The organism is Acidimicrobiales bacterium (genome assembly GCA_030747595.1).
Classification (GTDB): domain Bacteria; phylum Actinomycetota; class Acidimicrobiia; order Acidimicrobiales; family MedAcidi-G1; genus UBA9410.
In genome coordinates this window covers 1-2,365 of record JASLKK010000030.1, presented here as the reverse complement: position 1 = coordinate 2,365, position 2,365 = coordinate 1, and the positions used below count along the sequence as shown (strand labels likewise).

3 protein-coding genes are annotated in these 2,365 nt (G+C 64.7%); 2 read left to right on the top strand and 1 reads right to left on the bottom strand.

Going from position 1 to position 2,365, the window contains the following annotated elements; genetic code table 11:
* On the bottom strand, nucleotides 1–1,089 hold a 1,089-nt coding region (locus QF777_11830; GenBank protein MDP6912232.1), incomplete at its 3' end, for a hypothetical protein.
* A gap of 58 nt (nucleotides 1,090–1,147) precedes the next feature.
* Here QF777_11830 and QF777_11825 point away from each other — a divergent pair.
* Entirely contained in the window at nucleotides 1,148–1,714 is a 567-nt protein-coding gene (locus tag QF777_11825; GenBank protein ID MDP6912231.1) for a TetR-like C-terminal domain-containing protein, read from the top strand.
* Nucleotides 1,715–1,991: 277 nt separating this feature from the next.
* Nucleotides 1,992–2,365: hypothetical protein (locus tag QF777_11820; GenBank protein MDP6912230.1), on the top strand; the 374-nt coding region annotated here is incomplete at its 3' end.

Below are 2,365 nucleotides of genomic sequence, written 5' to 3'. Positions count from 1 at the left end.
GCACGGGTCGAGACCTGCTTTTGGACGGGTGATCTCCGAAAGGACGGGCAGGGTCACGCTGCGGGTCATGCCCCAGCTCGGGATGACCGAACTGTGCTTGCCGGGTCCGCCCACCACCATGACTCGTATGTTGTCAGGGTGTTCAGTCATGGGTACCGGCGTATCGTCCTCTAGCCGATCCATCCACGGGGCCCATGCGCGGAGTGCAAATGCCTGCCGTAGCTCGGCAGCTGGGAGACGAGCCCGCTCGAACAGGTATGACATCACGTCCCGCCGGGACCAGCCGGCCTCAGCACAGGTGGCGGCATGTTCGGGACACAGAGCCACCAAGTACTCGCCTCGACTGATGCAGGCGTTGTTCTGGGCCGTGGTGGCCATAGCTGAGGCCACTTTGTCGAGGATGCGGGCCGGGTTGTCAGATTCCATGTCGTGCACATTGTGGGGGGCTTCGCCACAGTGGACGGTTATCGCCGATGGCGCGTCGACGCCCACAGTGGTCGGGTAGGCCGGCCATGGCGACGCGTCCGCGTTCTCGGCGACGCAGTACCCGTATTTGGTTGGACTGCCCTGAGTGGAGGCGTCGCCGTCCCCGGGCGTGGCTCCGGCTACATGGAGGAGTACCAGGCGCACGGCCCGACCGGTAGTGGCGTTGGCCCGGTTACAGGGGCCGAAGGCTCCGAGGCCGCCGTGGTAGCCGGCGGTTCGGGCCACCTCGCCGTGGACGACGACCAGGGGGGCAACGCAGTGGGTGGTGGCGTTCACTCCTCGAAGGTTCAGTTCGGGATGGGACAGTGCCCTGATGGCGGCCTCCAGCACGGGGAGGTGTTGGGGCAGGCAGCCGGCCATGACGGCGTTGATGGCCAGGGTTCGTCGGGTGGCTTCGCCGAAGCGGGGCGGTAGGACAGCGACGACCTCGTCGGGGTCATGGTCTGGGTAGCCGGCCAGCATGGCGTCGACCCGCCCGGGGGTGGGGGCGATCACGGGGAGGCCGTCCCCCCAGCCGTGTTCACCTAGTGCATCCACTAGGTCGTCACCGTCGTCGACTTGGAATAGGACAGAGGTTGGATCGTCTAGACTGTCTACATACATCAGACATGAGTCTGCCAGATGTTGACAGAGTCGGCAACAGGGGGTTGAATCGACGGTCATGGCGGCGCGCCGGGGAGTCACGTCAGAACAGGTGGCTGAGGCCGCACTGGCGATGCTGGACGAAACTGGTCGTCTTGAAGCGGTTCGACCTTCTGCTGTGGCTGACCGACTAGGCATTCGCAGTCAGTCCCTCTACGCCCACGTAGACGGGATTGCTGGGCTGCGTCGCCTGCTAGCACTGTTATGCCTAGATGAGTTGGCCGGTTTGGTCACGACAGCGGCAGTTGGCCGGTCGGGACGAGACGCTGTGGAAGCCATTGTCCGAACGCAGTTGGACCACGCGTTGGCGCACCCGGGCCGGTCCGAGGCCACGGTCCACCCACCAGGCAACGATCCGGAACTGGTGGCGTCAATCGAACGGGCCGGTGGACCGCTTCAGACCGTGCTGACATCGTTGGGTCTTGATGCCGAGGATCGGGTCCACTGGGTCCGCCTACAACTAGCCATCACGACCGGGTACGCCGCACTAGTGCGCGACGGCCGACTCACCCTGTCACCAGGACCGTCGACCACTGTCGACCATCTGGTGGACGTGCTCCTTGACCGGTTGGAAAGCGTTGCGTGAGTCAGCTGGACGGATCAGGTTTGGGTTAGGGCTTGTTAAGGCGAGTCGTTGCTGTCGTCATGTCTCATAATCGTGGAAGCGGTGTCGGTCCCCGAGTCGGCGGAAGGACTCAGCCCCAGAGAGACCGCTCTCGCCCTCCTTTGTTCCAACTGTCTCCCGGGGAGGGTTCACCGAGCGGGTTCTTGGGATGACAGCACCACCCACAAGCGCCTACGGTTCGACGATGGATGGCGTCCCATCAGGTCGTCGGCAGACGAGGACTAAGTCTGGGGGGACCATGGCTAGAGGAAATCCGCACCGTTGGACGCTCGCCGTGTTGGTGACATTGGCTTTGATGGCCGGGGCCTGCGGTGGAGGTGGCAGTGACGGGGCGGAACCGGCACCGACCACTGCTGCTGCGACGACGATTGCGTCGACTACGACGGCCGTTCCGGCGACCACAGAGCCACCGGATGAGCCGCTAGACGCTGCGACGACGATTGCGTCGACTACGACGGCCGTTCCGGCGACTACGACGGCCGTTCCGGCGACCACAGAGCCAGCGGATGAGCCGCTAGATGCAACGACCACCACCGAGGCCCCGGCGGGAACGACCACGACGACTACTGAGGCGCCGATCGTCCTCACCGATTCGTTCCGGGGAGTGACCGC